The organism is Streptomyces sp. NBC_00076, assembly GCF_045041235.1.
Taxonomy (GTDB): Bacteria; Actinomycetota; Actinomycetes; order Streptomycetales; family Streptomycetaceae; genus Streptomyces.
Map to the genome: position 1 here is coordinate 1,867,643 of NZ_CP108242.1, position 24,738 is coordinate 1,892,380.

A 24,738-nucleotide genomic window follows, 5' to 3' on the forward strand; every position below is an offset into this window, starting at 1 on the left:
GAACCCGCGGATGACTCGCCGGCGTCACACGGCCCTCCCCACGGAGCGCCTACGCCGCGTCCGGCCGTTGTTCCGCCACCGCGAGCGCGGTGAGCGCCGCGGACACGGCGGCGGCGGCCCGCAGATCGAGCCGGGCGCTCGTCCCACGCGCGCGGTGCCGCATCTCGTCGACGGCGAGCGTCAGGAGCTGCGGCAGCAGGTCGGTACACCGCCGGGCCACCCAGCCGGTGCCCGCGGTGGCCAGCCACCACAGACTCGCCGACGTGGTGGGCACGGGGAACTCGGGCTCCGGCGAGGGCGCGGCCCCCGTCGCCAGACCCCGCTCCGTCAGCAACGCGTGGAAACGCACGGCCAGTTGCCGGTGTCCCCGCTCGCCGGGGTGCAGCCGGTCCGCGCTCCACAGCGCGCGGTCGGTGAGCCACGCGCCCTCGGCAGCGTGCAGATGCACGGCCCCGTGCCGCTCGGACAGCGCGTGGACCACGGCGTTGACCGCCCGCTGCCGCCGGGCCAGCGGACGCGCCAGAGCGCCTGGCAGCCCGAGCATCGCGCCGGGGTCGGGCAGACAGGCCGTGAGCAGGACGGCGCCCTGCTCGGTGAAGGCCGAGTAGACGGTGTCGAGGCGCGCGGCCACGGCCTGGATGTCGAAGGTGCAGCGCAGGGTGTCGTTGACCCCGATGACGACCGAGACGACATCGGGCCGCAGCGCGAGCCCCGCGGGCAACTGCCGTTCCAGCACGTCACGGGTCTGCGAACCACTGACCGCCAGGTTGGTGAACTCCACGGAACCCGAGGACTCCACAAGTTCTCCGGGCTCCACGGACCCGACGCGCTCACCGAGTTCACGGGTCTCCCCGGGCCCCTCCGCGATCCCGTCGGCGAGCAGTGCGGCCCAGCCGCGCCATCCGTCGCCGACGGGATCGCCCACGCCTTCGGTCAGCGAGTCACCGAGCGCCACGAACCGCAGCGGTCTCATGCCACGCCCCCGGGCACGAAGGGCCCGCCCGGGCCGCCCCCGGACACGTCGGGCCCGACGGACGTCACCGCGTCATGCGCTCGGAGGAAGGCCGCGACCGCCGTGCCCCAGCCGAAGCACTCCGCCCGCGCGCGAGCGGCCTCCCGGCGCTCCTCCACGGGCCGTGCCAGGAGCAGCTCGACGGCGTCCGCGAAGGCGCTCCCGTGGTCGGTCGCGACGGCTCCGGCGGAGCCGATCACCTCGGGCAGCGCGGACGAGGCACTGGCGACCACCGGGGTGCCGCAGGCCATCGCCTCCAGGGCGGCGAGCCCGAACGTCTCCGCGGGCCCCGGGGCCAGGCAGACGTCGGCGGACGCCTGGAGGGCGCCCAGCAGGCCAGGGTCGGAGACGTGACCGAGGAACGTCACCGGCAACCGACGTTCCCGCGCCCGCTGTTCGAGCCGGGACCGCAGCGGCCCGTCGCCGGCCACCACGAGCACCGCCCGCCGGCCTCGCCGCAGGAGCGCCTCCAGGGCGTCCAGCGCGGTCCCGGGCCGCTTCTCCACGGACAGCCGGGTGCATGTCACCAGCAGCACCTCGTCGCCGTGCGCGTGCCGGGCGCGCAGTCCCCGGTCGCGCAGCGCGGGGTGCCGCTGCACCAGGTCGACGCCGAGTGGCGCCCGTACGACGTTCCGCGCCCCGATCCGCACGAACTCCCGCTCGGCGAACTCCGTGGTGCACACCACGCGCGCGTAGGTGTGGGCCGTACGGACGTTGAGGGCGTCGGCGGTCCGCCGGGCCGCTTTCTCCGGCAGACCCCAGGTGCGCAGCACGCCGTCGGCGGTCTCGTGGGAGACCATCACGGCCGGGACCCGGGCGCGGCGCGCCCACCTGCCGGTCCAGCGGAGGGTCGTACGGTCGGAGACCTCCAGACGGTCGGGGGCCAGCTCCTCGAGGAGCCCGGCCACCCGCCGCCTGTCGGTGAGGACTCGGTAGCCGCCGGTGCCGGGCAGCAACGGACCAGGCAGGGTGATCACCCGCCCCTGCTCGGTCTCTCGGTCGTCCGCGCGCTCACCCGGCACGATCAGCACGGGCTCGTGCCCGGCGGCCTTGAAGCCTGCGCCGAGTTCACGCAGCGCGGTACGCAGACCACCGGACGACGGCGCGACGAAGTTGGCCAGCCGCACTATGCGCAAGGACGTCATGCCGCCACCACCGTCTTCCGGGCGGCGAGCACGTCCGCATAGTGCTCGATCAGCTGGTCGCCGACGGCCGCCCAGGTGCGTCCCTCGACACTCACGCGCGCGGCGGCGCCGAACGCGGTGCGCAGGCCGGGGTCGACGGCCAGGGACCGGACGGCGTCCCGTACGGCGACCGCGTCGCGCGGCGGGACCAGGAACCCGGTGCGTCCGTGGGCGACCAGGTCCAGTGGGCCGCCGGCGGCGGGGGCGACCACGGGCACGCCGCTCGCCATGGCCTCCTGCACGGTCTGGCAGAAGGTCTCGAAGGGACCGGTGTGCGCGAAGACGTCCAAGGAGGCGAAGATCCGCGCCAGTTCGTCGCCGGTGCGGCGGCCGAGGAAGACCGCGCCCGGCAGTGCCTGGTCCAGGCTCGGCCGGCTCGGCCCGTCGCCGACGACCACGACCCGGACGCCGTCCAGGCCGCACACGCCCGACAGCAGCTCGATCTGCTTCTCGGGGGCCAGCCGGCCGACGTAGCCGACGATCAGCTCGCCGTTCGGGGCGAGTTCCCGGCGTAGCGCCTCGTCCCGCAGCTGGGGACGGAAGCGGGCGGTGTCCACGCCCCGCGCCCACAACCGCACCCGGGGCACACCGTGTGCCTCCAGGTCGCGCAGGGCGGGACCGGACGGGGCGAGGGTGAGGTCGGCGGCGGAGTGGACGGAGCGGATGCGACGCCAGGCAGCGGCCTCGCCGGCATGGACGTAGGTGCGGGCGTATCCGGCGAGGTCGGTCTGGTAGACGGCCACGGCGGGGATGCCGAGCCGGGTGGCGGCGGCCATGCCGCGGACGCCGAGGACGAAGGGACTGGCCAGGTGGACGACGTCGGCACGGTGCTCGGCGATCGCCGCGGCCACGCGTCGGCTGGGGAGGGCGACACGGACCTGGGGATAGCCCGGGAGCGGCAGGGAGGGGACACGGACGACAGGGCAGGGCGCCAGGGCATCGACCCCGGGCCCGGTGCCGGCGGCGGTGGCCGGCGCGACGACGAGCGGAGAGTGACCGCGATCTACGAGGTGCCGGGCGGTTTGGAACGCGCAGTGGGCCACGCCGTTCACATCGGGGGGAAAGGATTCGGTCACGATGACGACACGCATACTCGTGTTGTCGCCGTACTGGACGTGCCCGCGTCAACGTGGATCTTTCCGGACGAGGAACGTCCCGTGAGCGTTGCGCTGCACACCCGAGCAGGTCAGACCGTGTCCATGCCCGCCTGACCCGCGAGTCACCCCGAGTTCACCCAGGGGGTGCGCCTGAGCCCGGAAAGCTCGTCGGCGGTCGCACCCGGTCCGGCTGCGATCACGAGCGGGCGCACCCGATGGTCCGTCGTTCACATGGCGGTCGCGTCCGGTCCGATCCGGCTGCGGACGGCGGTCTGGACCTCGGCCTCCTCGGCCGGATCGGCCGCGAGCCGGCGCAATCGCTCCACGACCCGGGCGTCACCGGTCTCGGCGTGCCGGGCGGCGATCTCGCGGGTGGACTCCTCGCAGTCCCACAGGCACTCGACGGCGAAGCCGGTGGCGAAGGAGGGATCGGTGGCGGCGAGGGCGCGGGCGGCCCGGCCGCGCAGGTGGGAGGAGGCGGTCTCGCGATAGATGTGGCGCAGGACGGGGGCAGCGCAGGAGATGCCCAGCCGCCCCGTGCCGTCGACGAGGGTCCACAGCGTCGGCGCGTCGGGGCCTTCGCCCCGTACGGCCTCCCTGAGTGCCGCGAGGACGTGTTCCTTGTCCTGGGCTCCGCCCAGGCAGGCGAGCATGCGGCCGGAGGCGGCGCCCAGGAGATCGGGGCGGCGCGCCCAGCGGCGCGCCCGATCGACGGCCGCGACACTGCGCATGCGCTCGAAGGCGTCGACCGCGGCGTCCACGACGGCCGTGGTGCCGGTGGCCACCGCGGCCTCGATCAGATCGAGGGCGTCCGGATCGTTGCTGTCGGCGAGATACCGCAGGGCGGTACAGCGGGCGCCGTCGGTGCCGTCCTGGGCGGCGCGGACGATCTCCGGCCGGTCCTCGGGTCCCGCGACGGCCACCAGACAGCGGGCGGCGGGGACATGGAGGGCGGCACCGCGTTCCATTCCCTGCTGGGCCCACTCGAAGACGGCCCGCACGCTCCACCCCGGGCGGGGTCCGCCTGGTCGCATCTGACGTTGCCAGCGGTCGAAATGGCCGGTCTCGTGAGCGGCACGCACGCGCGTGGCGATCGATTCGCGCGGGTCGTCCGCCCACAGTCGCCAGGGCCGGGGCTCGAAGGCGTCGCGCACGACGGCGGCCAGTTCGGCCTCACCCTCCGCGTCGGTCGCGAACCGCGCGAGGACGGGGGCGGCGAGGGCACGCAGTCCGGCGTCGTCGTCGCGCAGCGCCAGCTCGTCCAGGGCCCAGGCCCAGTTGGAGCCGGAGCCGGCGTACCTGCGCAGCAGTTCCAGCGCGTCCCGCCTGCCGTACGAGGCGAGATGGCCGAGGACCGCCAGGGCCAGGCCGGTGCGTGACTCCTCGGTGTCGAGTACGTCCTCGACGTCGAAGAGATGAGCCTCGATCTCGTCCAGCTCGCCGTTCAGGTCGAGGAAGAGGCGGGCGTAGTAGAGGGAGCGGTTCTCCACCTGCCAGTCGTGGCGGGGATCGCGCAGCACGCAGTGGTTCAGCGCCGCGAGCGCTTCGGCGCGCGGTGCGGTGAGCGCGTGCAGTGTGCCGTCGCCGCGGCCCCGCTGGAGCAGGCCGAGCAGCGTACCGCTGGGCGCTATGACCGGATCGAACATGGGAAACAGCCTCACATCAAGCGTCGACGCAACCGGGGACCTGCATTACCTGGCCGCGTGACAACACGTCGGGGCGCCCGCCGTTTCCTGCTTGCTGTAAGCCATCTTCCTCTGCCTCTCGTCGGTGGCCCATGCGGACCGTTTCACGGTCCGCGCGGTGCGGCGTCATCTGCGCAGCCATCGCGTCCGTGAATCACGACGTCATGATGACCCGGCAGTTCCATCCGCCGCGACCGAAATTTCGGCGGCCCGTTACCGCCTCCCCCGTTTTTAGTGTCTGCCCTGGTCAGAGCAGGCGTGTCAGTGTGTGCCGAACAGTTCGAGCAGGTGTGCCTTGCCGAACATCCGTGCCGTGTCGACGGCCGACGGTGTGCCGGACGCCGGGTCGGCGCCGCCCTCCAGAAGGGCCTTGATGACTTCTTCCTCACCCTTGAAGACGGCTCCGGCGAGCGGGGTCTGGCCCCGGTCGTTGATCCGGTCGGCCTCGGCCCCCCGGGCGAGCAGGGCGCGTACGGCGTCGGCGTGGCCGTGGTAGGCGGCGAGCATCACCAGGGAGTCCCCGCGGTCGTTGGTCAGGTTCGCCGGAACACCGGCGTCCACATACGCCACGAGCGCCTCGGTCGGCCCCTGCCGGGCCAGATCGAAGACCTTGGTCGCGAGCTCCACGACCTCGGGGTCGGGGGCTTCACTCATCGGCCGGACCGCCTCTCCATGCAACCGTTCAGGTGAATCGCCAGGGTACTGGCTCGCGCCGCACATGACCCGATGTGCCGGAGGTAAAGATCACCGCAGCCCCGGTCGACCGCGAGGGCTCGACTCCACCGGGCTCGCCCCACTCCGCCGCCTGGGCGAAATCAGCCGAAATTCACTCAGTTGCACCTTTTATCGTATGGATACATCCTGTGATCCTGGAAGTACTCATGGTGACTGTCCCCGCGAACCAGGAGATCCCAAATGATCCTGTCCATCTCAGGCGTGGTCCTGCTCGGCGTCGTCGTCTTCCTCTTCTTCCGCAAGGACGGCCTCAAGGGCTCGCACGCCCTGGTCGCGACCCTGTTCGGCTTCTATCTCTCGAGTACGGCCATCGCGCCGAGCATCAAGGCAGGCGGCGAGAGCCTCGCGAGCCTCCTGGGCGGAATCAAGTTCTGACGCTCCCCACGTCCGTACGCACCATCAGGAGACAGCAGTGGCCCGGCGCCCCCTCCCCCGCATCCTGAGCACAGGCAGCGCACAGATCGCCCGGAGCCGGGAGCTGGCCCGGACGGCGGCCGACAGTGCCACCGACGTTCTCCACCCGCTGATCACGATCACCCGCGGATTGCGCCGACTGGCATCGGCCGGGGGGCGCAGATGGGTCGACACCCCCAAGGACAGGCGCGGGTCGCTGCTCTTCCTGGTGGCGTCGGTGATCCTGGTCGTGGCGCTCGTTCCGTACGGCCCCCTGCTCGCCGTCATCACCCTGATGGCGGCGGCAGCCTGGCAGGGCCGGGACCGCGGACCGGCGGAACCCGAGGGCCCCGACGAGTCGCAGATCCAGCGACTCCAGTCCTTGTACGAGGCCCTGGTCCCGTACTTCTCGACCGCCGACGACCCCGCCCCGCTCTACGCGCACGGCGGCGACTGGGAGACGGTCTTCCCCGCCTACGAGTTCGACGAGACGGGCCGCACGACCCATCTCGTGATCCGTTACCCGGCGTACTTCACCGACGGCGAGGCCGAGCCCCGGGCCCGCATCGAGCAGTTGCTGTCCGCCAAGTCGGGCCGTGGCCGTGAGTACCACTTCGCCTGGGACGAGGAGGCCAACCAGCTGTCGGTCACGGTGCTGCCGCCGCTGCCCACCGACATCGCCGCCCAGCGATTCGTCACCTCCCCCGGCGAGACGGTGCTCGGCATCACCGACCCCTCCGAGGTCCGGCGCACGCTTCCTCTCACCCACGGAGAGCAGCAGCGTGACGTGCCCCCGGTGGTCTGGCGCACGGGCCCCCGTTCCACCGAGCCGCACCTGCTGATCATGGGCCAGCCGGGCAGCGGCACCTCCACCCTGCTCCGCTCGATCGCCCTGCAGGCCCTGCAGTACGGCGACGTGGTGATCGTCGAGGGCGGCGGCACCGGCGAGTACGCCTGCCTCACCGGCCGGGACGGCGTCCTCGCGGTCGAGTGCGGGCTGGCCGGAGCGCTGGCCAGCCTGGAGTGGGTGACGACCGAGACGGAGCGCCGCCTGATCTCCGCGAACCACGCGCGTCAGGCGGGCCGTCCGCTTCCGGACGACACCAGGCGCCCGCTGTGGATCCTGCTGGACCGCCCGAGCGCGTTCGCCCACATCGCAGCGACCGACGGCCGCGTGGACCCGCAGTCGCTCCTCCAGATCCCTCTGCGCCATGGCCGCGCGGCGAACGTCACCGTGGTGGTGGCCGACCAGTTCGACGGCGCGGACGCCCTCAGCGACGCCGTGCGACAGCACACCCGCGCGCGCGTGGTCCTCGGTCCGGCCACGGGAACCCAACTGGAAGCCGTCCTCGGCCTCCGCCCGGCGACCACCCCCGTCGCCCACGTCCCGCCCGGCCGCGGCTACGCCCGCCTGGGCGTCGGCCCCGTCCATCGCCTCCAGGTCCCGGCGACCCCGGACCCCTACGACGACGCGACGAGCGACGCGGACCGGCAGGCGGTGCTGGCGCTGCTGCCGCCGCGGACGACACCGGCGGACGGGGAGAACCTGCCTCAGACACCGCCGACGGAAGCGGCGGAGCCGCTGGGGGAAGCGACAGAGCCCCTGACGGCAGAGACCGCCCAGTTGCCGTAGCCGCCGGTACGGGAGCCGTGCCAGGGATGCGGCTCCCGGTCCACGGACGGCGGCGCCCCCGCCGCGTGGGCGAGCGAAACCCGCCCGCCGACGACCATCCCGCTCACGCGACGAACGTACGCGGCGTCTCCCCGCCCCCGGACCCCCCGCTCTCCACCAGCCGCGCCGCCGCGGCCAACCGCACCGCCGCCTCCTCGGCCACCGCACCCCCGACGGTGAACGGCAGCCGGACATACCCCTCGAAGGCACCGTCGACCCCGAAACGAGGCCCCGACGGCACCCGGACGCCCACCCGCTCCCCCACCTCGGCGAGCCGGGACCCGGACAGTCCCCCGGCTCGCACCCACAACGTCAGCCCGCCCTGCGGCACCTCGAACTCCCACGTCGGCAGCTCCCTGCGTACCGCCGCCACCAACGCGTCCCGGTTCTCCCGCGCCTGGTCGCGCCGCACCTCCACGGCCTTCGCCCAGCCGCCCGTGCTGAACAGCCAGTTCACGGCCAGCTGTTCGAGCACCGGAGTGCCCATATCGGCGTAGGCCCGCGCGGCGACCAGGCTGCGGATGACGTCGGGCGCCGCCCGCACCCAGCCGATCCGCATCCCCGCCCAGAACGCCTTGCTGGCCGATCCGACGGTGATCACCGTCGACCCGGCCGGGTCGAAGGAACAGACGGGCGGCGGCATGGCGCCCGCCACGTCCTCGTCCAGCCACAGCTCGCTCATCGTCTCGTCGGCGACCAGTACCGTGCCCGCGGACCGGGCCGCCTCCACCAATTGCCGCCGCTGGCCCTCGCCGGCCAGCGCCCCGGTCGGGTTGTGGAAGTCGGCGACGACGTACGCCATCCGGGGCGCGGCGTCCCGCAGGACCTGCCGCCAGCGGTCCACGTCCCACCCCGTCAGCCCCTCGGCCATGGCGACGGGCACCAGCCGGGCGCCCGCCTCCCGCATCAGCTGCAGGATGTTGGCGTACGACGGCGACTCGACGGCGATGCGCTCGCCGCGCCCCGCGAACAGATGACAGATCGCGTCGATGGCGCCCATCGCTCCGGTCGTGACCATGATCTGCTCGGGCATCGTCGGGATCCCGCGCGCGGTGTACCTCTCGGCGATCATCGAACGCAGCGCGGGCAGCCCGGCCGGATAGTCGCCGTGCGTGTGGGCGTACGGCGGCAACTCCTCCAGGGCTCCCTGGACGGCGCGGGTCAGCCACGGCTCGGGCGCGGGAAGCGCCGCGCAGCCCAGGTCGATGATCGAGCCGAGGGCCTCGGGCGGCAGTGGTTCGAGGCCACGGGCGGGCAGCGGGTTGCCCGCCGGGACCGCCGTCCAACTGCCCGCCCCGCGCCGGGACTCCAGGAACCCCTCGGCGCGCAGCGCCTCGTAGGCGGCGGCGACCGTCGTACGGCTGACGGACAGGGCCAGGGCCAGTTCTCGTTCGGCGGGCAGTCGGGCGGCCACCGGTACGCGTCCTTCGAGGACCAGCAGCCGGATCCCGTCGGCCAGCGCACGGTAAGCCGGCGGACGACGGGTGCCGGGGCCGGCCGGTCGGTCCTGCTGGGAGTTGAGCAACCGGGCAAGCTGCACCGCGCCCATCGCCGAGGTCCACTGCGCCATGGAAATCAGTCCACCTTCCCCGAATTGGCCATGGATGACGTTTCCACTCAAGCCACAGGGTGTCATGGGTCAGGCCACTGCCACCACAGGGGGACCTCTTGTCCACGAACAGCCCGAGCCGCTTCGGGCGACGACTGATCCAGCTCTACGCCGGTCTCGCGCTGTACGGGGCGAGTTCCGCCCTCCTGGTCGAGGCGGGGCTGGGCCTGGAACCCTGGGGCGTACTGCACCAGGGCCTGGCCGCGCTCACCGGCCTGTCGATCGGGGTCGTCTCGATCGTCGTCGGCGCGGTGGTGCTGCTGCTGTGGATCCCGCTGCGCCAGCGCCCCGGACTGGGCACGGTCTCGAACGTCTTCGTGGTCGGCCTCGCGATGGACGGCACCCTCGCCCTGACCCCCGAGGCGCGCACCCTCGCCGTCCGGATCCCCCTCCTCCTCGGCGGCATCCTGCTCAACGGCGCCGCCACCGGTCTCTACATCGCCGCCCGGTTCGGGCCGGGCCCCCGGGACGGCCTGATGACGGGCCTGCACCGGCGCACCGGCCGTTCGATCCGGCTGATGCGGACGGGCGTGGAGGTGGCGGTGGTGGTGACCGGGTTCCTCCTGGGCGGCACCATCGGCGTCGGCACGCTGCTGTACGCGGTGTCCATCGGCCCGCTCGCCCAGCTCTTCCTGCGGGTGTTCGCCGTCCCCTCGGAAACCGGCAGCACGGTCGTTGCCACCGGGCCACCGCGGGGAGCCATACTGCGACCGTGACCACCCGGATACGGCACCCCTACCTCGACCACCCCGGCCCCATAGCGTTCGCCCATCGCGGCGGCGCGGCCGACGGCCTGGAGAACACCGCCTCGCAGTTCCGGCGGGCGGTCGAGGCGGGCTACCGCTACCTGGAGACCGACGTCCACGCCACCGCGGACGGCAGGCTCGTCGCGTTCCACGACGCGACCCTCGACCGGATGACGGACGGGGCGGGCCGGATCGCCGACCTGCCGTGGAAGGACGTACGGCACGCGCGCGTGGCAGGCAAGGAGCCGGTGCCGCTCTTCGAGGAACTCCTGGAGACCTTCCCCGAGGTGCGCTGGAACGTGGACGTCAAGGCGGAGCCGGCTCTCCTCCCCTTCCTGGAGCTGATCGAGCGCACCCACTCCTGGGACCGGATCTGCCTCGGCTCCTTCGCGGAGGCGCGCGTGGTCCGGGCCCAGCGACTGGCGGGGCCGCGCCTGGCGACGTCGTACGGCACCCGTGGTGTGCTCAACCTGCGGCTGCGTTCCTGGGGTCTGCCGGCCGCGGTGCGCCGGTCCGCGGTGGCCGCGCAGGTGCCGGAGGCGCAGTCCGGCATCCAGGTGGTGGATCACCGCTTCCTGCGTACCGCCCACGCACTCGGACTCCAGGTGCACGTGTGGACGGTGAACGAACCCGAGCGCATGCACCGTCTCCTGGACCTGGGAGTCGATGGCATCATGACCGATCACATCGACACACTGCGCAAGGTCATGGAGGACCGCGGCGTCTGGGTCTGACACCCGGACCCGCCCCGCCCCCTCGCGCGGCACCTTCACGGGGAAGCGAGGGCGCGGGTGGGCACCGACACCGTGCGCACGGGAACGGTCGACGAGGCCGGCGAGCGACGGCGCGAACAGCGCGGCTGGTACTTCTACGACTGGGCGTGCTCCGTCTACTCGACGAGTGTGCTCACCGTGTTCCTGGGCCCCTATCTGACGTCGGTCGCCAAGTCGGCGGCGGACCCGGACGGATTCGTGCATCCCCTGGGGATCCCGGTGCGGGCCGGGTCCTTCTTCGCGTACACGGTGTCCCTGTCGGTGATCGTGGCGGTCCTGGTGATGCCCCTGGTGGGCGCCGCCGCCGACCGCACCGGACGCAAGAAGCCCCTCCTGGCGGCCGCCGCCTACACCGGGGCGGCGGCGACGACGGCCATGTTCTTCCTCGACGGCGACCGCTATCTGCTCGGCGGTCTGCTGCTGGTCGTGGCGAACGCGGCGCAGTCCGTGGCGATGATGCTCTACAACTCCTACCTGCCGCAGATCGCTCCGCCCGAGGAGCGTGACGCGGTCTCCTCGCGGGGCTGGGCCTTCGGGTACGCGGCCGGTTCGCTGGTCCTGGTCGTGAATCTCGTCCTGTACACGGGCCACGAGTCCTTCGGCCTGTCGGAGAGCGCCGCGGTCCGGATCTGTCTGGCCTCGGCCGGCCTGTGGTGGGGTGCCTTCACCCTCGTCCCACTGCGGCGCCTGCGGGACCGCCGCTCCACGACGCGGTCCGACGGGGAATCGACGGCTCCGGGCTTCCGGCAGCTCGCCGCGACCGTCCGCGACATGCGCCGCCATCCACTGACCGTCGCCTTCCTGCTGGCCTACCTCGTCTACAACGACGGCGTCCAGACCGTGATCTCCCAGGCGTCCGTCTACGGCTCCGAGGAACTCGGCCTCGGACAGTCGACCCTCATCGGCGCGGTCCTGCTGGTCCAGGTGCTCGCGGTGGTCGGCGCGCTGGGGATGGGCCGGCTGGCCCGGGTCTACGGGGCCAAGCGCACGATCCTGGGCTCGCTGGTCGCGTGGACGGTGACACTGGCGGCCGGGTACTTCCTGCCTGGCGGGGCTCCGGTGTGGTTCTTCGTGCTGGCCGCCGGGATCGGACTGGTGCTCGGCGGCAGCCAGGCGCTCTCGCGGTCACTGTTCTCGCATCTCGTCCCGCCCGGCAAGGAGGCCGAGTACTTCTCGGCGTACGAGATGAGCGACCGGGGTATGAGCTGGCTCGGCCCGCTGCTGTTCGGGATCACCTACCAGGTGACCGGGAGTTACCGGGACGCGATCGTCTCGCTGGTGGCCTTCTTCGTCATCGGGTTCGTGCTGCTCGCGAGGGTTCCGGTACGTCGGGCGGTCGGCGACGCGGGCAATCCGGTTCCGGAGAGGATTTAGCGTTCGGCACCAAAGCGCTGTAGTGTACGCGTTTGGCCTGCCAGGCGTACCGTTACTGCGCGTCAAAGATGCCGAACGCTGGGTCACATCTGCTAGCAGATGTGACAAACCGGGCACTGGTGGGTACAACAAGGGGCGGCTACGACGGCGACGCACGACCCGGAACGGGACCCGGAACGGGAATCTTTACCGCCGACCGGACGTTGACCGGATGACGACGACAGCGACACCTGTCCTGTGGGCGACAAGCCCGGGAGGCACGATTCATGAGTGAGCGAGCTCTTCGCGGCACGCGCCTCGTGGTGACCAGCTACGAGACGGACCGCGGTATCGACTTGGCCCCGCGCCAAGCCGTGGAGTACGCATGCGAGAAGGGGCACCGGTTCGAGATGCCCTTCTCGGTCGAGGCGGAGATTCCGCCGGAGTGGGAGTGCAAGGTCTGCGGGGCCCAGGCACTCCTCGTCGACGGCGATGGCCCTGAGGAAAAGAAGGCCAAGCCCGCGCGTACGCACTGGGACATGCTGATGGAACGGCGCACCCGCGAGGAACTCGAAGAGGTCCTCGAGGAGCGCCTGGCCGTTCTGCGCTCCGGCGCGATGAACATCGCTGTTCATCCGAGGGACAGCCGGAAGTCGGCATAATCCCGGCAAGGCTTGAGCGGGATACAACACACAAGTAACCGCGGGCGCCGAACGTGAGCTTTCACGTTCGGCGCCCGCGGTTTTGTGCGCCCGCACTTTCGTGTGCCCGCGGTGATCGTGCAGCCGCGGCCGTCGTGCGCCCATGCGCCCTTCGCATCCGCGCCCTGCGTGTTCCGAGGCGACGAGCGGTGGGGGCGGCGCCCCCGCCGTCGGCTCAGTGCGTCAGCGGCGGGCGCGGGTCCTGCGGGGCCTCTCCCGGCTCGTCCCTGATGACCTCGCCCTGGACCACCTTTCCGTCCGGCTGGCGCATACGGGCCTGCTGGAAGGCATCCCCCAGGGTGCCCGGAGTCGCCTCACGGAGCTTGCGCTCGACGGTGCGCTCCGTGTACCGGCTGAGGGCCTTCTGGACCGGCGGGACCAGCAGGAGCAGACCCACCGCGTCCGAGATCAGACCCGGGATCATCAGGAGCAGCCCGCCCAGCATCATCAGGCCGTTGCCGCCACCGCTCGACGAGTCCGACGGGGCCCCGCCGCGCTGCAGCGCCTCGTTGAGGTTCTGGAAGGCGCGCCTGCCCGCCCGCTTGATGACCACCGAGCCGAGCACGAATCCGGCGACCAGCAGCAGGAAGACCGCGAAACCGCTCGTCGCGCCGGCCACCACGATGAGCAGCCAGATCTCCAGCACGAGCCAGGCGGCGACGCCCAGCGGCAGGAACGTGCGCAGCCGGGAACGCCGGGGCCGGGTGGGATAGGTGGGGGTCGGAGCGCCAGTCGTCATACGTCCAGTGTGCCTGGAACCGGCTCAGCACGGGATAAGGGGACGATCAACGGCGGCTGTGAGACAGCGGGTCTACGAACCCGGCGGCTTCGTGCGGCCCACTATCTTGCCGACCCGCTCCCCCACACCCCAGGTGGTGACCCGCCAGAGTGCCTCCACCAGGATGTCCCGGCTCATCTTCGAGTCTCCGAGTTCGCGCTCGACGAAGGTGATGGGCACCTCGACGACGTGGTAGCCGGCCTTGACCGCGCGACGGGCGAGGTCGACCTGGAAGCAGTAGCCCTGGGAGGCGACCTCTTCGAGGCCGAGGCCTTCGAGGGTCTCGCGGCGGAACGCTCGGTAACCGCCGGTGATGTCGCGCAGCGGCAGGTCGAGGGCGAGGCGGGAGTAGAGGCTGCCGCCCCGGGAGATGTACTCGCGGGACCTGGGCCAGTTGACGACCCGGCCGCCGGGCACCCAGCGGGAGCCGAGGACCAGGTCGGCGCTCTTCAGGGCGGTCAGCAGGCGGGACAGTTCCTCGGGCTGGTGGGAGCCGTCGGCGTCCATCTCGACCAGGACGCCGTAGCCCTTCTCCAGGCCCCAGCGGAAGCCGGCCAGATAGGCGGCGCCGAGGCCCTCCTTGCCCTTGCGGTGCAGCACCTGGACGTGGTCGTCACCAGCGGCCAGTTCGTCGGCGAGCTTGCCCGTGCCGTCCGGACTGTTGTCGTCCGCGACGAGCACGTGCGCCTCCGGGACGGCCTGGCGAACCCGGCCGACGATCGCCTTGATGTTCTCCGCCTCGTTGTAGGTCGGGATGATCACCAATGCCGTGCCGAGCGGCCCGAACCGCCTCCCCCGGTCCTGTGCTTCGAGGGTTCCGTCGCCGTCGTTCACTACTGCCCCTTCATCTCCGTACGCAGAGGTCCACCCTAATGGCCGCGGCCTGCGGTGACGTGACAGAACGTTCGTATGGTGGTGTCGTTTCCACAAAAGCGGGGTAAGAATCGACTTTTGCGTGCGGATGCGTGCCATCTCGGGGGCTGTGCGTACTGCGGATGGGGGCCCGGCGCCCTTCGGGCCGACCTGGGACCCGCTGGCTGCGAGTCGACCGAAAGCCGTTGTCTACTGAGCGCCCGGGCCCCATCCGGGTCACACCTCCCCGACCGGCCGGAACGTTCCCTCGCCGTGGCGCGGGCGCTGAGCCTGGCTCCCAGTGACGGTGCCCCGGTTCGGCACACCGTCCCTGACCCAGCGGCGCCACGACGCGTGCGCGGACGTTCCCCGGTCGGGCGTCCGGTGGTGGACTCGGCCGAACCTACCGGCCCGCAGCCGTCGGCTGTCAACAGCCGTTTGACCTGCGTATATTCCGTCAATGCCCTGGTCAGCGCGTTGGATTCGCGGGTCGAGCCCCGGCGCGTCGCGGGCCGATCGGGGGTGCGCCACCCCCGGAGATCACTCGCCCGGGCGTACGAACACCGTCCGCCCGCCCACCACAGTCCGCAGGCAGACGGGAAGGTCGTGACCCGGGGTCAGGTCGGGCAGGCCGGGGGTGCCGGAGCGAGGGTCGGTCGACCAGCGGGCGACCCGGTCGTCCGGGGCCTGGACGACCAGTTCGTCGGTGCGCCACACGGCGTAGTCGGCGGGCGCTCCCGGCACCAGGACGCCCGCGTCGTCCCGTCCGACCGCCCGCCAGCCGCCCCGCGTGTGCGCCGTGAACGCGGCACGCACGGAGACACGGTGCTCGGGGGTGCGATGGAAGGCCGCCGCACGGACCGTGCCCCACGGGTCCAGGGGCGTGACCGGGCTGTCCGAGCCGAAGGCGAGCGGCACACCGGCCCGCAGCAGGGCCGCGAAGGGGTTCAGGGTGCGGGCCCGGTCGGCGCCCAGGCGCTGGGCGTACATGCCGTCCTCGCCGCCCCACAAGGCGTCGAAGGCTGGTTGGACGGAGGCGGTCAGACCGAGTTCGGCGAAGGCGGCGATCGTCTCCGGGGTGAGCATCTCGGCATGCTCCACACGGTGGCGGGCGGCTCGGACACGAGCCAGACCCACCTTCTCGGCGGCGGTGCGCACGCCCTCGACGACGGTGGTCACGGCCGCGTCCCCGATGGCGTGGAAGCCCGCCTGGAGGCCCGCCTCGGTGCACGCGGTGACATGGGCGGCCACGGCGGCGGCGTCCAGGTAGGCGGTGCCGGTGTGGCCGGCGTCGGCGTACGGCTGATGCAGGCAGGCGGTGTGCGAGCCGAGGGCGCCGTCGACGAACAGGTCTCCGGCCGCGCCGACCGCGCCGAGTTCCCGGGCCTTCTCGATGTCCCGCTCGGCCCAGTAGCCGACCACCCGCGGGCCGGGCTCCTCGGCCGCCAGCCGCAGCAGCCCGGTGAAGTCGTCCTCGGAGGAGATCTCCGGCCCTGCGCATTCGTGAACGGTTCCGATACCGAGGGAGGCCGCCCGGGCGAGGGCGGTGCGCTGGGCCTCGACGCGCTGCTCGGGTGTGACGGCCGCGAGGGCGGCGGCACGTACCGCGTGGTGGGCGTCGGCGGTGAGCGGGCCGTCCACGGCGCCGAGACCGGGAGTCAGGTCGAGCAGGGCCGTCGTGACGACCGCCGAGTGGACGTCGATCCGGCTCAGGTAGAGCGGTCGGCCGCCGATGGCCGCGTCGAGCTCGGCGCGTGTCGGGGGGCGACCGTCCGGCCAGCGGGACGCGTCCCAGCCGTGGCCGAGCAGGACGCGATCGTGCGGGCGGGCGCTCGCGAAGTCCCGGACGAGAGCGAGGGCCGCGTCCAGAGTGGGGGCGTCGGACAGGTCCAGGCCGGTGCGGGCGAGACCGGTGGATGTGGTGTGCACATGTGCGTCGGTGAACGCGGGGGTGACAAGAGCGCCGTCGAGGTCGATCACCTCGTCGACGCCGTCCGCGAAGGCGTCGGCGGCACCCTCGGAGCCGACCCAGGCGACTTGCCCGCGTTCCACGACCATCGCCGTGGCGAAGGGATCGGCAGGGCTGTGGACCTCGCCGCGGCGCAGCAGGACGGTGGTCGGTTCGGCGGTGCGTTCACTCATGGGAGACAGTTTCGCGCCTCGCGCGCGCCGCCTCGCACCCAGGTCTGTTCGGCCGGCACGCCGCCCTCAGATGCGGGGCGGCCGGGCCTCGTAGGGCGTCGACAGCACCACCGTGGTCCGGGTCGACACTCCCGCCAGCGAGCGCAGCCGCGCCAGCAGTTCCTCCAGCTCGTGCGGTGTGGACACGCGCACCTTGAGGATGTAGTTCTCGTCGCCCGCGACGCTGTGACAGGCCTCGATCTCGGGGACACCGGCGAGGCGTTCCGCGATGTCGTCGGGGGCGCTGGGATCGAACGGCTTCACCGAGATGAACGCGGTCATCGGCAGCCCGACGGCCTCCGGGTCGACGACCGCGGCGTAACCGCGGATCACCCCCCGCTGTTCCAGCCGGCGCACCCGCTGGTGCACAGCCGACGTGGACAGGCCGGTGGCCTTGCCCAGGTCTGTGTAGCTCATCCGCCCGTCCTTGACGAGCAGCTGCACGATCTGTCGGTCGAGCTCCTCCATGGCGCAAGAACCTACAGTGCTCCTGATCTCCTCGGATACCTGAGCGGCGCAGGTCATACCCGGTTCGTGATGTGGCCGGGAGCAGCCTGCGGGCCTCCTGGGAGTCGGACGGAGCGAACGCGTCGGGCACCTGCGGATGGCATGTGACGAACACCACACGCCATGGGCGGGCTCCGTGATGTTCTCGTGATTACCGCCGAGACGGGACGGGAAGTGCTTGCTGTGGCCGAGGCCGCAGTGCCGTCACGGCCCAGCCCGAGGGGGAGAATCCAATGCAGAGTCTTAAGCGCCCTGGTCGTACCGCGTCCAAGCGGCCGCAACTGGTCGTCGAGTTCGAGCCGGAGGGCGTTGAACCCGACGCCCTCGACGACGAACTCGACGCGTACGACACCTTCGAGATGTACCGGGTCACCTGCCCGGATTGCGCGCAGCCAATCGCCCTGCTGGCGGACGAGGAAAACCTGCCGGAGCACGCGCTGTGCGCCTCGCCGTGGAACCCGTTCGGACTCACGGTCTGCGCCGGCACCGGCCGCAGGGCGTCCGACGCCAAGCCGGCCGACGAGTCGGTGAAGCCCCAGGAGCAGGACACCGCCCTCCTTTTGACGCTCCCTCAGGGTCTCGACTGGCGGACGCAGCCCTTCTCGCACGTCGGCGGCCCGGGCTCGCGTCCCATCCGGGTACCCGTCCTGCGACGCCAGGCAGCCTGAGCGCACAGTCCGCTCCATCTTCGTGACCGACCCTCAGACCGACCGCACCACGGCTCTCAGGCTGCCGTGGTGCGGGGGCGTCAGTACGTCCGGGCTGTCGTGGCGCGGGGACGTCAGCGCGCCCGGACTGTCGTGGTGCGGGGGCATCAGCACGTCGGGGCATCCGCCGCAGGCCGTCGGCCATAGGGCGCATCAGGCCCTCGCCCGAGGTCGGACACGGCGCCTCGGGCCGCGGTCCGCTGCCGAGCCGCGCCCCGGACGACCGTGAACGCACGCCCGATTCCCAGGACCGGTGACCTGTCCGTCGGCCATCGCGTTGCCCTGGTATGTCCCCCACCTACACAGCGACCGGGCGTCAGCGCCGGCTCTTCGTTCCCGCTCCTGTCGCCCGGGCCGCAAAATCGGTTCCGCCGGCGCCGCCGCCGGTTCAGGACCCGCCCATCTACCGCGAACTGCTCCGCGCCTGGGCCGACCGCGGTCGCACCCTGCCGGGGCGCCCCGACCCGGAGTGGGTCCGGCTGGCGGCGACCCAGGTGACGGCGGGCCAGTTCAGCGGGTCTCGGGACCCGCTAGGTGACGGGCGATGACCATCCGCTGGATCTGGTTGGTGCCCTCGACGATCTGCAGGACCTTGGCCTCGCGCATGTACCGCTCGGCCGGGAAGTCTGCGGTGTAGCCGTACCCGCCGAGGATCTGGACGGCGTCGGTGGTCACCTTCATCGCGGTGTCGGAGCAGTGCAGTTTGGCCATGGCCGCCTGCTTGGCGAACGGCCGGCCCGCGTCCCGCAACCGTGCCGCCGTCAGGTACAGCGCCCGGCCGGCTTCGATCTGGGTGGCCATGTCGGCGAGCATGAAGCGCAGCCCCTGGAAGTCGGCGATCGGCCTGCCGAACTGCCGCCGCCCGGTGGCGTATTCCACCGCCTCGTCCAGTGCCGCCTGGGCCAGGCCGATGGCGCAGGCCGCGATGCCGAGCCGTCCCGAGTCCAGCGCGGCCAGGGCGATCGCGAAGCCCTGCCCCTCGTCCCCGATGCGCCGGTCGTCGGACACGCGCACGCCGTCGAGGTGGACCTGGGCGGTCGGTGAGCCCTTCATGCCCATCTTCCTCTCGGGCTGCGCCGCGCTCAGGCCGTCCGCGTCGCCGGGCACCAGGAACGCGGTGATCCCGCGCGGACCTTCCTCGCCGGTGCGCGCCATGACCGTGTAGAAGTCGGCGACTCCGCCGTGCGTGATCCAGGCCTTCGTTCCGGTGATGACCCAGTGGTCGCCGTCCCGCACGGCTTTCGTGCGCAGCGAGGCCGCGTCCGAGCCGGAGGCCGGTTCGGAGAGGCAGTACGCACCCAACAGGCCGCCGCCGAGCATCGCCGGCAGGTGCTCGACCTGCTGCCCCTTGGTGCCGTAGGAGGCGAGCGCGTAGGAGGCCAGGGTGTGCACGCTGACGCCGAGACCGACGGTGAGGCGGGCGGCGGCGAGTTCTTCGAGGACCTGGAGGTAGATCTCGTACGGCTGGTCGCCGCCGCCGTACTCGGAGTCGTACGGCAGGCCGAGCAGGCCGGACGCGGAGAGCAGGGTGAAGACCTCACGCGGGAAGCGTCCGGCGTCCTCCTGCTCGGCCGCCTTCGGGGCGATCTCGTGCTGTGCGATGTCACGCACGAGCGAGATCAGGTCCCGGGCCTCGTCCGTGGGCAGTTGCCGTTCCACGGGCTGCGGGGCGCGATCGGGCATGGCGACGTTCTCCTCCCTGTCGGGATCTGGCGGACACACCCGTCGTGGGGGCGGCTCGCCGGGTCTCACTGGGTGCCGACCGATGCTCGCACTCCCGGGTCGCGGAAGCTGCTGACCAGCGGCTGTGAGCTGTGAGTATGCCCGATCGGAGGCATCCCGTCACCAGTTAACGACCGCTTACTTCAAGAAATTCCGGCACGCCGAACGCCCCCTCGAAATTGGTACGAACCATTGACCGAATGGTCTAGTCCTCTTACTGTTTCGCTCCAACGCTTCCCCGCGTTCATGCCAATCGGCGTGCGATCCCCTCCCTGTCCCCTGCGAGGAGACACCCGATGCCCACCCCGCTCCACCCCCGCGCCCGCTTCCGGGCCCTTCTGTCCGCGTCCTGCTGCGCCGCACTCGGCGCCGCCCTGCTCGCCGGTGCGGGCACCGCCACCGCCACGCCCGACGCCACCTCGGCCGACACGGCGGGCGCGGCCGGCGTGGCCGGCTCGAAGGTTGTCGGCTACTTCACCGACTGGGGCATCTACGGCCGCCAGTACTACGTGAAGAACATCGAGACCTCCGGCTCCGCCGACAGACTCACCCACATCAACTACGCGTTCGGCAACGTCACCGACGGCAAGTGCGCCCTCGGCGACGCCTGGGCGGACACCGACAAGCCGTTCACCGCCGAGGAGTCCGTCGACGGTGTCGCCGACACCGCGGACCAGCCGCTGAGCGGCAACTTCAACCAGTTGCGCAAGCTGAAGAAGCTCCACCCCGGCCTCAAGGTCATCTGGTCGTTCGGCGGCTGGAGCTGGTCGGGCGGCTTCGGCGAGGCGGCCAAGGACCCGGCGGCCTTCGCCCAGTCCTGCTACGACCTGGTCGAGAACTCGAAGTGGGCGGACGTCTTCGACGGCATCGACATCGACTGGGAGTACCCGAACGCCTGCGGCCTGACCTGCGACACCAGCGGCCGGGACGCGTTCAGGGACGTGATGGCCGCGCTGCGCGCCAAGTTCGGCAAGCGGCAGGTGATCACCGCGGCGATCACCGCCGACGCCACACCCGACGGCAAGATCGACGCGGCCGACTATGCGGGCGCGGCCCGATACGTCAACTGGTACAACCCCATGACGTACGACTACTTCGGCGCCTGGGACGCCACCGGCCCGACCGCGCCGCACTCCCCGCTGACGTCCTACCCGGGCATTCCGCAGGAGGGCTACAACACCGCCGCCACCATCGCCAAGCTCCGGAGCCTGGGCATCCCGTCCTCGAAGCTGCTGCTCGGCATCGGCTTCTACGGGCGCGGCTGGACCGGCGTCACACAGGCGAAGCCGGGCGGCACGGCCACCGGACCGGCGGCGGGCACGTACGAGGACGGCAACGAGGACTACAAGGTGCTGAAGACCACGTGCCCGCCGACCGGGACCGTGGGCGGCACCGCCTACGCCAAGTGCGGCAGCGACTGGTGGAGTTACGACACCCCGAAGACGATCAAGGGGAAGATGAAGTACAAGGACGCGCAGCACCTGGGCGGCACGTTCTTCTGGGAGCTGAGCGGGGACACCACCGACGGTGAGCTGATCAAGGCGATCAAGTAGCCGGTCCCACAGGGGACTTGGGGCGGAGGGCCACGAGCCTCCGCCCCCAGTTCGCCAAGCGCCCCGAGTTCGTCAACCGACTCGGGGCGTCGGCGGCCCCGAGGCGCCGTCGTCCCGAGTCGTCAGCCGTCGCCCCGGCGGGCCGGTCGCGGGGTCGAATAGGTGGAGTCCATCTCGTGGATGGCGCGCATGGAGCCGCCCAGTGTCTTCACCAGCAGCTCGCGCATCGTGTCGCGGGTCAACTGGGGCCGGCCGATCCAGTCGAGGGTGGCGCCCTCCACACTGCACACCCAGGCGAGCAGTCCCATGCGGGGCAGCGGGGCGATGTCGCTGCGGCCGTACGCCCCTTCCGCGATGGTCGCCACGATCGCCTCGCGCACGCCGTCCCGAATGGCGTGCACCTCGGCGTCGAAGCCGACGCCGCCGCTGACGATCGTGCGGTAGGCGGCCTGGTTGTGCTCGGCGTAGCGCAGATAGCTGTCGATGGTGCGGTGGACCCGGTCCACCGGCCCCAGTTCGAGGCCGCTCGCCGCGTAGGTGACCAGGTCGGCGACGGAGTCCTGGATGATGGCCAGGTAGTAGCCGCGCTTGGACTGGAAGTAGTAGTAGATCAGCCCCTTGGCGACATGCGCCTGCCGGGCGATGTCGTCCATGGAAAGCGCGTCGTACGACGTGTCGGCAAACAACTTCCGCCCGATGGCGATGAGTTCGGCACGGCGCGCGACCGAACGCTCGGTGCCGCGCGCCCGGGGGCGGACGGCGTCGCGCTGTTGACTGATATTCACTTTCGACCCTGTTCTCGACAGGCAGCGGGAAAGCCGCAGTATGCCAGGTCGGGTATGGGTCACCTCACAGCAGGCCGAGCTGGGTGACGAGCATCGCGATCACCACGACGAGGATCCAGCCCATGAGGTGCTCGAGGGCCTTCGGGCCGTCCTCCCGGGGTCCCCCGGTGCGGGCACGGGCTGCTGTGGCTGCGTGTGCGGTCATGGCGTCTCGCTGAATCTCGGATGCGTGGTGGACTCCCCCGATGGTTCTGTCCACCTTGCCATCGTTGGCGGCATTTACGACGGAGATGTCGGTCACACGCGAACGGCCTCCGGCGCCCTGCCGAAGGCCCTTCGACGTATCGCTCAGCGCACCCCCACCGCCGCGAGCGCCGCGCGCCGGCCCGGGGTGAGGTGGGCGGGGAAGTACAGGTAGCAGACGCCGCCGGAACCGGAGACGACCTTGCCGGAGGCGTTGTACCGCTTGGTCCTGAGCCAGATGTTCTCCCACTCCCGCCGCTTGTAGACGCGTCGCACGGCCTCGTCGCCGGGCGCGGCCGGGTCGTGGGCGATCACATCGCCGTCGGGGGTGAATCCGATCACGGTCATCAGGTGTCCGGAGGTGCCGTAACCGGCGCCGGTGAGCTCCTCCTTCAGGAACGACTGGGACGTTATGACCGGGATGCCGGCCGCGATCAGCGTCTCCAGGTCGGTCAGCGAGCCGAGGCGGGTCACCACGCCCTGGAGGCCCTCGAAGGTGGCCGCGTAGGCGGCGTTGAACGGCCAGTTGCCGCAACCGGCGTACTGGTGGTCATAGGTGAACCGGGCCGCGTGGCACACCTGGGGGTCGGCGTACGACGGATCGACCCACGCCACCTGCTCGGGGGTGAGCCGGCCGCCCCAGTACTCGATGATCATCTGCGAGGAGGTGGGGCTGCACCAGGCCTCGCCGCCGTTGTCGTACTCCGGATACTGGCCGACGTGGATCTCCTGCGAGTAACGCGGGACGACCAGCTCCGCGGCCAGGCCCGACGCCGAGGCCGGGACGGTGAACCGGTCGGGGACGTCGGAGCCCATCGCGCCGAGCCGCCGGACGGTGGGCGTGACCTTCGTGTCCGGCGTGCGGTGGAGCGTGAGCCGGAGACGGTACGAGGCCAGACGCAGGCCGGTGTCCGGGGCGTCGATCGCGAGGGTGTCCGTCCAGACGGCGCTCTTGCCATCGCCCTGGCCGTCGACCGAGGTCCGCCGGATGTCCTGGTCGCCGGACGCCCAACGGCCCATCACGTACCAGGGGCTGTCCGTGCCGTCGGAGTACGTCGCCTTCAGTTCGACCTGGATCCAGGTACCTGCCGGGGTGTGCGCGTTCCAGGAGGCGATCACCTCGGTCGCGGGTACGGCGAGCGTGTGCAGCGGGCCCGTCCAGGTCCCGTACTCCCAGGCGGCGGTCCTGCCGGTGTGCGGATCGGTGTACTGGGTGATGCCCGCGGGGGCGCCGATCACCACGCCCGGACGAGCGCCGGCGACGGCCCGGGCGCCGCGCGAGGTGCCGCCGCGCCATTCGGCGTAGGTGGTCCAGGCACGGTTGTCGACCGGGCGGGCGGGAGCCCTCATCGGGTCAGCGGTGTCGGACAGGGCCTCGGCTGCGGCCGCCGGGCCCGCGCTGCCCGCCGCCGCGGCCGCGACCACGGCGGCCAGGACGCTTCTGCGGGACGGCTGTTCGGATCTGCTCATGGGCGGGATGACCCCCTGGTGTCCGAGTCGAGATGAGTCGAATTGAGGTGAGGTGGTCCAGTGCACGGCCGTGCGCCCACTATGGAGCAGCAGACATGCTCCTGCCAGCACTTCCACCCGTGCCGCGCTCACCAATATTGGTCTCGTCCACTGGCGCCGCGGCCGGTGCCGACGATCAACCGGACGGGCCGCGTAGCCTGACATTCACCGCACCCGAGTCCGACTCCCGATCGCCCCAGGAACCGTCATTCACGAGCTCGCCGCCCTGCTGCGCCGCCTGCCCCCGTCCTGCGGCCCGGTCCGTCTGATCGGGATCGACGGTCACGCCGGCTCCGGAAAGTCGACCTTCGCCGGACAACTGTCCCGCGCGCTGGACGACGCGCCGGTGCTGCACCTCGACGACATCTCCTGCCACGACGAGCTGTTCGACTGGACCGGGCGCCTGCGGACCCAGGTGATCGAGCCGCTGAGCCGGGGCGGTACCGCGCAGTACACCCCGTACGACTGGCACGCCCGGCGCTTCGGACCGCCCCTACCGCTGGCACCCGCTCCGGTGGTCCTCGTGGAGGGGGTCGGCGCCGGTCGCCGCGCACTGCGCCCCCGCCTGGCCCACCTGCTGTGGATGGAGCTGGCGCGGGATGAGGCATGGGCGCGTGGAAGAGCGCGGGACGGGGAGGAGCAGCGGGAGTTCTGGGACGGATGGGTCCGGGCGGAACAACAGCACTTCGCCGAGGACCCCTCCCGGCCCCTCGCCGACCTCCTGGTCCGGCAGCACGAGAGGGGATACGAGGCATTTCCGGGACCTTCCTCTGCCCACCGGGCCGCTGGACCGGACCAGATCGTCACGCACGGTGATTGATCATCCGCGGCGTGCTGAACTTGTGAAGAGTCCGGTCGGGCAACTTGGCGAAGTGCCTCAACTCGGCTTGACCAAGGGGCCGTACAGGACTTACGTTCTGAATGCGCGGTGATTCGAAGCC

General features: G+C 71.6%; 24 protein-coding genes. 10 read left to right on the top strand and 14 right to left on the bottom strand.

The window, feature by feature from the left end:
- Positions 1 to 49: 49 nt before the first annotated feature.
- From OHA64_RS08570 to OHA64_RS08590, 5 genes are all read right to left on the bottom strand, one after another.
- Positions 50 to 973, bottom strand: a complete 924-nt coding sequence (locus tag OHA64_RS08570) for an SGNH/GDSL hydrolase family protein (RefSeq protein WP_405610315.1) — start codon at positions 971 to 973, stop codon at positions 50 to 52.
- Positions 970 to 2,157, bottom strand: coding sequence for a glycosyltransferase (locus OHA64_RS08575; protein ID WP_405610318.1), 1,188 nt, complete (start codon positions 2,155 to 2,157; stop codon positions 970 to 972). Before OHA64_RS08575 ends, OHA64_RS08570 begins: the two co-directional genes overlap by 4 nt.
- Complete coding sequence (locus OHA64_RS08580) at positions 2,154 to 3,287, bottom strand: glycosyltransferase family 4 protein (RefSeq protein WP_405610321.1); 1,134 nt, start codon at positions 3,285 to 3,287, stop codon at positions 2,154 to 2,156. The genes OHA64_RS08575 and OHA64_RS08580 overlap by 4 nt, the downstream gene beginning before the upstream one ends.
- A 233-nt stretch (positions 3,288 to 3,520) precedes the next feature.
- A complete protein-coding gene (locus tag OHA64_RS08585; RefSeq protein WP_405610324.1) occupies positions 3,521 to 4,939 on the bottom strand; it encodes a HEAT repeat domain-containing protein in 1,419 nt (472 codons plus the stop codon).
- 300 nt (positions 4,940 to 5,239) lie between these two features.
- On the bottom strand, positions 5,240 to 5,632 hold the full coding sequence (locus OHA64_RS08590) for an ankyrin repeat domain-containing protein (protein ID WP_405610327.1): 393 nt from the start codon (positions 5,630 to 5,632) through the stop codon (positions 5,240 to 5,242).
- A gap of 261 nt (positions 5,633 to 5,893) precedes the next feature.
- On the opposite strand from OHA64_RS08590, the gene OHA64_RS08595 reads away from it, so the two are divergent.
- Both OHA64_RS08595 and OHA64_RS08600 read left to right on the top strand, forming a co-directional pair.
- A complete protein-coding gene (locus OHA64_RS08595; protein WP_405610330.1) occupies positions 5,894 to 6,088 on the top strand; it encodes a hypothetical protein in 195 nt (64 codons plus the stop codon).
- Positions 6,089 to 6,125: 37 nt separating this feature from the next.
- Positions 6,126 to 7,739: a hypothetical protein gene (locus OHA64_RS08600; protein ID WP_405610333.1), complete on the top strand. Its 1,614-nt coding sequence runs from the start codon at positions 6,126 to 6,128 to the stop codon at positions 7,737 to 7,739.
- A gap of 103 nt (positions 7,740 to 7,842) precedes the next feature.
- On the opposite strand, the gene OHA64_RS08605 is transcribed toward OHA64_RS08600, so the two are convergent.
- Positions 7,843 to 9,348: a PLP-dependent aminotransferase family protein gene (locus OHA64_RS08605; protein WP_405610336.1), complete on the bottom strand. Its 1,506-nt coding sequence runs from the start codon at positions 9,346 to 9,348 to the stop codon at positions 7,843 to 7,845.
- A gap of 98 nt (positions 9,349 to 9,446) precedes the next feature.
- On the opposite strand from OHA64_RS08605, the gene OHA64_RS08610 reads away from it, so the two are divergent.
- The 4 genes from OHA64_RS08610 (at position 9,447) to OHA64_RS08625 (ending at position 12,921) form a co-directional block, all read left to right on the top strand.
- Positions 9,447 to 10,103, top strand: coding sequence for a YitT family protein (locus tag OHA64_RS08610; RefSeq protein WP_405610339.1), 657 nt, complete (start codon positions 9,447 to 9,449; stop codon positions 10,101 to 10,103).
- Positions 10,100 to 10,867, top strand: coding sequence for a glycerophosphodiester phosphodiesterase (locus OHA64_RS08615; RefSeq protein WP_405610342.1), 768 nt, complete (start codon positions 10,100 to 10,102; stop codon positions 10,865 to 10,867). The genes OHA64_RS08610 and OHA64_RS08615 overlap by 4 nt, the downstream gene beginning before the upstream one ends.
- A gap of 57 nt (positions 10,868 to 10,924) precedes the next feature.
- Positions 10,925 to 12,280 carry an MFS transporter gene (locus OHA64_RS08620; protein ID WP_405610345.1) on the top strand — a complete coding sequence of 452 codons (1,356 nt, stop codon included), beginning with the start codon at positions 10,925 to 10,927 and terminating at the stop codon, positions 12,278 to 12,280.
- 266 nt (positions 12,281 to 12,546) lie between these two features.
- Positions 12,547 to 12,921: an RNA polymerase-binding protein RbpA gene (locus tag OHA64_RS08625; RefSeq protein WP_003977404.1), complete on the top strand. Its 375-nt coding sequence runs from the start codon at positions 12,547 to 12,549 to the stop codon at positions 12,919 to 12,921.
- 214 nt (positions 12,922 to 13,135) lie between these two features.
- Here OHA64_RS08625 and fxsA read toward each other — a convergent pair whose 3' ends face one another.
- From fxsA to OHA64_RS08645, 4 genes are all read right to left on the bottom strand, one after another.
- Positions 13,136 to 13,699, bottom strand: coding sequence for an FxsA family membrane protein (gene fxsA, locus OHA64_RS08630; RefSeq protein ID WP_405610348.1), 564 nt, complete (start codon positions 13,697 to 13,699; stop codon positions 13,136 to 13,138).
- Between the two features lie 72 nt (positions 13,700 to 13,771).
- Complete coding sequence (locus tag OHA64_RS08635) at positions 13,772 to 14,572, bottom strand: polyprenol monophosphomannose synthase (RefSeq protein ID WP_405610351.1); 801 nt, start codon at positions 14,570 to 14,572, stop codon at positions 13,772 to 13,774.
- 558 nt (positions 14,573 to 15,130) lie between these two features.
- Complete coding sequence (locus OHA64_RS08640; protein ID WP_405610354.1) at positions 15,131 to 16,732, bottom strand: amidohydrolase; 1,602 nt, start codon at positions 16,730 to 16,732, stop codon at positions 15,131 to 15,133.
- Between the two features lie 66 nt (positions 16,733 to 16,798).
- On the bottom strand, positions 16,799 to 17,239 hold the full coding sequence (locus tag OHA64_RS08645; RefSeq protein WP_301978267.1) for an Lrp/AsnC family transcriptional regulator: 441 nt from the start codon (positions 17,237 to 17,239) through the stop codon (positions 16,799 to 16,801).
- Between the two features lie 272 nt (positions 17,240 to 17,511).
- Between OHA64_RS08645 and OHA64_RS08650 the strand changes: the two genes are divergently transcribed.
- Entirely contained in the window at positions 17,512 to 17,946 is a 435-nt protein-coding gene (locus OHA64_RS08650; RefSeq protein ID WP_405610358.1) for a hypothetical protein, read from the top strand.
- Positions 17,947 to 18,272: 326 nt separating this feature from the next.
- Positions 18,273 to 18,533, top strand: a complete 261-nt coding sequence (locus OHA64_RS08655) for a hypothetical protein (protein WP_405610361.1) — start codon at positions 18,273 to 18,275, stop codon at positions 18,531 to 18,533.
- Here the strand turns inward: OHA64_RS08655 and OHA64_RS08660 are convergent.
- Positions 18,496 to 19,668, bottom strand: a complete 1,173-nt coding sequence (locus OHA64_RS08660; RefSeq protein ID WP_405610364.1) for an acyl-CoA dehydrogenase family protein — start codon at positions 19,666 to 19,668, stop codon at positions 18,496 to 18,498. The two genes, OHA64_RS08655 and OHA64_RS08660, sit on opposite strands and share 38 nt — an antisense overlap.
- 335 nt (positions 19,669 to 20,003) lie before the next feature.
- Between OHA64_RS08660 and OHA64_RS08665 the strand changes: the two genes are divergently transcribed.
- Complete coding sequence (locus OHA64_RS08665) at positions 20,004 to 21,260, top strand: glycoside hydrolase family 18 protein (protein ID WP_405610367.1); 1,257 nt, start codon at positions 20,004 to 20,006, stop codon at positions 21,258 to 21,260.
- Positions 21,261 to 21,382: 122 nt separating this feature from the next.
- On the opposite strand, the gene OHA64_RS08670 is transcribed toward OHA64_RS08665, so the two are convergent.
- The 3 genes from OHA64_RS08670 to OHA64_RS08680 form a co-directional block, all read right to left on the bottom strand.
- Complete coding sequence (locus OHA64_RS08670) at positions 21,383 to 22,045, bottom strand: TetR/AcrR family transcriptional regulator (RefSeq protein ID WP_405610370.1); 663 nt, start codon at positions 22,043 to 22,045, stop codon at positions 21,383 to 21,385.
- A gap of 64 nt (positions 22,046 to 22,109) precedes the next feature.
- A complete protein-coding gene (locus tag OHA64_RS08675) occupies positions 22,110 to 22,250 on the bottom strand; it encodes an SCO1431 family membrane protein (RefSeq protein WP_405610373.1) in 141 nt (46 codons plus the stop codon).
- A gap of 143 nt (positions 22,251 to 22,393) precedes the next feature.
- Entirely contained in the window at positions 22,394 to 23,758 is a 1,365-nt protein-coding gene (locus OHA64_RS08680; protein WP_405610376.1) for a peptidase C39 family protein, read from the bottom strand.
- Positions 23,759 to 24,005: 247 nt separating this feature from the next.
- On the opposite strand from OHA64_RS08680, the gene OHA64_RS08685 reads away from it, so the two are divergent.
- Positions 24,006 to 24,617 (top strand): uridine kinase, encoded by a 612-nt coding sequence (locus tag OHA64_RS08685; RefSeq protein ID WP_405623906.1) that lies wholly within the window; start codon positions 24,006 to 24,008, stop codon positions 24,615 to 24,617.
- Positions 24,618 to 24,738: the final 121 nt, after the last annotated feature.

Excerpts from the sequence above, each read along its gene's own strand:
- OHA64_RS08570 (WP_405610315.1), bottom strand. The coding sequence starts at position 973 with ATGAGACCGCTGCGGTTCGTGGCGCTCGGTGACTCGCTGACCGAAGGC.
- OHA64_RS08575 (WP_405610318.1), bottom strand. The coding sequence starts at position 2,157 with ATGACGTCCTTGCGCATAGTGCGGCTGGCCAACTTCGTCGCGCCGTCG.
- OHA64_RS08580 (WP_405610321.1), bottom strand. The coding sequence starts at position 3,287 with ATGCGTGTCGTCATCGTGACCGAATCCTTTCCCCCCGATGTGAACGGC.
- OHA64_RS08585 (WP_405610324.1), bottom strand. The coding sequence starts at position 4,939 with ATGTTCGATCCGGTCATAGCGCCCAGCGGTACGCTGCTCGGCCTGCTC.
- OHA64_RS08590 (WP_405610327.1), bottom strand. The coding sequence starts at position 5,632 with ATGAGTGAAGCCCCCGACCCCGAGGTCGTGGAGCTCGCGACCAAGGTC.
- OHA64_RS08595 (WP_405610330.1), top strand. The coding sequence starts at position 5,894 with ATGATCCTGTCCATCTCAGGCGTGGTCCTGCTCGGCGTCGTCGTCTTC.
- OHA64_RS08605 (WP_405610336.1), bottom strand. The coding sequence starts at position 9,348 with ATGGCGCAGTGGACCTCGGCGATGGGCGCGGTGCAGCTTGCCCGGTTG.
- OHA64_RS08625 (WP_003977404.1), top strand. The coding sequence starts at position 12,547 with ATGAGTGAGCGAGCTCTTCGCGGCACGCGCCTCGTGGTGACCAGCTAC.
- fxsA (WP_405610348.1), bottom strand. The coding sequence starts at position 13,699 with ATGACGACTGGCGCTCCGACCCCCACCTATCCCACCCGGCCCCGGCGT.
- OHA64_RS08640 (WP_405610354.1), bottom strand. The coding sequence starts at position 16,732 with ATGAGTGAACGCACCGCCGAACCGACCACCGTCCTGCTGCGCCGCGGC.
- OHA64_RS08645 (WP_301978267.1), bottom strand. The coding sequence starts at position 17,239 with ATGGAGGAGCTCGACCGACAGATCGTGCAGCTGCTCGTCAAGGACGGG.
- OHA64_RS08650 (WP_405610358.1), top strand. The coding sequence starts at position 17,512 with ATGCAGAGTCTTAAGCGCCCTGGTCGTACCGCGTCCAAGCGGCCGCAA.
- OHA64_RS08655 (WP_405610361.1), top strand. The coding sequence starts at position 18,273 with ATGTCCCCCACCTACACAGCGACCGGGCGTCAGCGCCGGCTCTTCGTT.
- OHA64_RS08660 (WP_405610364.1), bottom strand. The coding sequence starts at position 19,668 with ATGCCCGATCGCGCCCCGCAGCCCGTGGAACGGCAACTGCCCACGGAC.
- OHA64_RS08665 (WP_405610367.1), top strand. The coding sequence starts at position 20,004 with ATGCCCACCCCGCTCCACCCCCGCGCCCGCTTCCGGGCCCTTCTGTCC.
- OHA64_RS08675 (WP_405610373.1), bottom strand. The coding sequence starts at position 22,250 with ATGACCGCACACGCAGCCACAGCAGCCCGTGCCCGCACCGGGGGACCC.
- OHA64_RS08680 (WP_405610376.1), bottom strand. The coding sequence starts at position 23,758 with ATGAGCAGATCCGAACAGCCGTCCCGCAGAAGCGTCCTGGCCGCCGTG.